This window comes from Tardiphaga sp., from assembly GCF_028290785.1.
Taxonomy (GTDB): Bacteria; Pseudomonadota; Alphaproteobacteria; order Rhizobiales; family Xanthobacteraceae; genus Tardiphaga.
On the sequence record NZ_JAQGJD010000079.1, the window covers coordinates 1 to 3266 of the forward strand.

At 60.8% G+C, this 3266-nt stretch carries 2 protein-coding genes; one reads left to right on the top strand and one right to left on the bottom strand.

All coding sequences use genetic code 11. The features are described from left to right. On the bottom strand, positions 1 to 909 hold a 909-nt coding region (locus tag JWR89_RS04560), incomplete at its 3' end, for a hypothetical protein (RefSeq protein ID WP_299712273.1). 513 nt (positions 910 to 1422) lie between these two features. Between JWR89_RS04560 and JWR89_RS04565 the strand changes: the two genes are divergently transcribed. Beyond that, positions 1423 to 3266: peroxidase family protein (locus tag JWR89_RS04565; RefSeq protein ID WP_299712276.1), on the top strand; the 1844-nt coding region annotated here is incomplete at its 3' end.

The window sequence follows — 3266 nt, forward strand, 5'->3', positions numbered from 1 at the left end:
AGGAAGAAGTAAGCCTGCAGCGATCGCACGTAGCTCGGCGAGTACCGTTTGGAGCGAAGTGCGCAGCTGCTGGAGCAAAGGGCCGTCGTTCGGTCCTTGCTCGATCTCTTCCAGCCGCAGCAGCACGAAGGATATCAGCTGGACTGGACCATCGTGCAGTTCCGCGCCGAGCCGCATATGGATCAGATCGTCAATGCGCCGAGCCGCCCGCAAAGCCGCCTCTGTTTGGGACATGAGTATCGCGTTCTTGCGGTGCAGCAACATTGCCTCACGATACCGGAGCTTGATTGCCGCCCTCTGCCTTTGGATGGTCGCGCTTCCCCGGTGGACGATGGCGAACAGTATGAGAAGCGTGGCGATGCCAGCCGATCCGACCACCGTCCACGCCCCGATCACCGCGCTGGCCTGGTCGCGAAGAAGGTGACCGGCGTCTTCGTAGATTTCAGCGACCGCGATAATCGTTTCGGTCTCGCTCTTGTAGAGGGGGATGAATATTTCATAGAGATTCATCGACAACGATCGTTCGAATTCGTTGTCGTCGTCGCTCAGGTCCGCCATTCCCGCACGGATCTTGCCTTTCAGGGAAGGCAGGATGTCGGCGGTGGGAAATTGCTTTCCGACCAGGCTTTTGTTGGTGCTGTAGACGATCGTGCCGTCGGGATGCCAGATCTTGATGGAGGCTACGTGCCGTCTAGACTTTAACAATTCACCGACCAGATCGAGCCTGCGGATGTCATCCCGACTGAGCAGGCCGCCTCCATCCATCGACTGCACGTAGGGTTCGACGAAATTAGTCATGTACAAGGCGGCAGCGCCACTCGTGCCGTGCAGCACGTCGTCTGCGATGCGAGCGCCGATCCATCCGCCCACCGCGATCACCGACAAGGTCAACACGACCGATGACGTCATAGCGAATTGCTCAAAAAGGGACCTGCGCATCCACCAATTTCGCATTGACTGGAATCGGAATTCTGCGAGGGACTTCGGGATTCGCACGGCTAGAGCGCGACGGGCCGCCATCGGGCGGTCATCTGCAATGCGGGCGCCTTGAACGTTTCCGACCAACGGTTCCATGCCGATTACTCTCGAAACACGACGCCCGTGCTGAACTACGCTCGGACCGCTGCCATCATAAGCGACAATTGACATTCTCTTCAACGTTTCGACCAACATGGTGAAAACCACTCCCGATCGGCCGCATTGCAACGCGAAGAACTTCAGCCGGAACGGACCAAAGTACCGAAACTCTCAGGACGAAAGTCGGAACCTCTAGGACTTTGGACCGATGCCGTGTCGGACCTTCGACATACATTTTTAGTTAGACCTTCTCCCCTATCGGGCCCTCGCCGGGCGCGGCACGCTGAGAGATGTCGAGGATCCGGCTTTTCCGGACTTCAAGAATCTTCGGGCAGGAGTGAAATCATGGCAAATTATCTCAAGCCGTTCGTAATCGATCAGAGCGATATCGACTTCATTCTTAGCCAAGTGAATTTCCGACCGCTGTTCGACGCCACCGGCAACGCCATCATCCTTTGGGACGGCATCGGCAGCGTCTACGACGCGCACGGCAATCTGATAGGCACAGGGGGCGCAGCAGCAGGCGATGCAGCATCGACGGCCGCTGTCGGCCATTGGGGGCAATCCTACTATTCCGAATTCGATTTCGCCGGTTTGCGGGATCCGAGCGGCCTCAACAACAACCTTTCGCTCATCAACGCCACCTTCGGCGCGGTCGACCAGATATTCACGCGATCGTCAGCTGCCGACTACGCCGGATATTCTTCGGTGATGCAGGCGGTGGCCGATCGGACCTACGCCGCGGCCAAGACCTACTACTCCTCTTACAGCGCTGCGACTGGCGGCTTTAATCCGGCGCTGAACGGCGACTACGCCATCAAGGCGGATCCCTCCGGGGCTCAGACTGCGACTGACGGCACCAAGATCGACCAGCCCAACGTCGTCGATTACACCCCTCGCATGATCAGCCTGACGACGACGACGGCCGGCGTCACGTTCGACACCTGGGCCAATCACGCGGCAGACCCGGGAGCGTCGTCGCATCAGCCAAACGAGATCTACTACGATCCGGCCAGCGGCACCGCCAAGGTGCAGGACTGGGGTCAGCTTGCCACCGTCGCCGACGGCGGGCTCGGCCAGGTCGATACCCAAGCGCGCCTCGCCGCCTCGGCCGGCCAGGGCGACCACTTCATCGGCGGTCTCAATCCGGGCGTGTCGCCCTCCAACGGCTTTTTCGTGCTGTTCGGCCAATTCTTTGACCACGGGCTCGACTTCATCGGAAAGTCCTCCGGCCAGACCATCAAGATTGCGCTCGCCAGCGACGATCCGCTGTACGGCATGCTCGGCCAGGACGGGCGGCCGGTGCACGAGATCACCATCAACCGCGCCACGGTCCAGACCGTAGACGCCCAGGGCCCCGAATACGTCAACCATACCTCGCCGTTTATCGACCAGAGCCAGACCTACGGCTCCCACGAGCAGCTCACCACCCTGCTTCGGGAATGGGTCAAGGACCCGGCCACGGGTCAATATCACGCCGGCATGAACCTATTCGACGGACAGACGCTCGATACTGCCTGGACCAAGCCGGATGGCGTCAGTACCCACCAGACGCTACCCACGCTGGACGAACTGCGCGCCCACGTCGAGATGACCGGCCGCGACGCGCTGACCTGGGAGGACGTCAACAACCTCCGTAACCGCGACGCCGCCGGCCACGTGATTGCCGGCACCAGCGGCGCGGCACTGCTGCTCGATATGAATCCGCGCTTCGACGCCGGCCACATGGGCGGCTTCTATGACACCAACAGCAACGGCGCGCGGGACGCCGGCGAGGCGGCGTACGGCACCCCAGGGCAAGCCGCCAAGGTGGCTGCGGCGATCTCAACTATCGACGGCTACGTCAAGGCCACCTACGGCGCTGGATCGAGCTTCGGCGTCGATGCGACCACGCACAAACTGACGCTCCACATGCAAACTCCGCCGCCAGGCTTTCCGCCGACGCTGGACGGCGCGAACGCGCTGTTTCCATTCGTCAACTTCGCTGACTTCAGCATCACGGCGCCCGCAGGAATGCTGCACGACGCCGTCGGCGAGATCCTGATGGCTTCCGTTGGCGACCACTACGTGGCGGGCGACGGCCGCGTGAACGAAAACTTCGGACTCACCTCGATCCACCACGTGTTCCACGAGGAGCACAACTACCAAATCCAGAACATTATCGACGCGCTTCACACTCAGGATGTGGT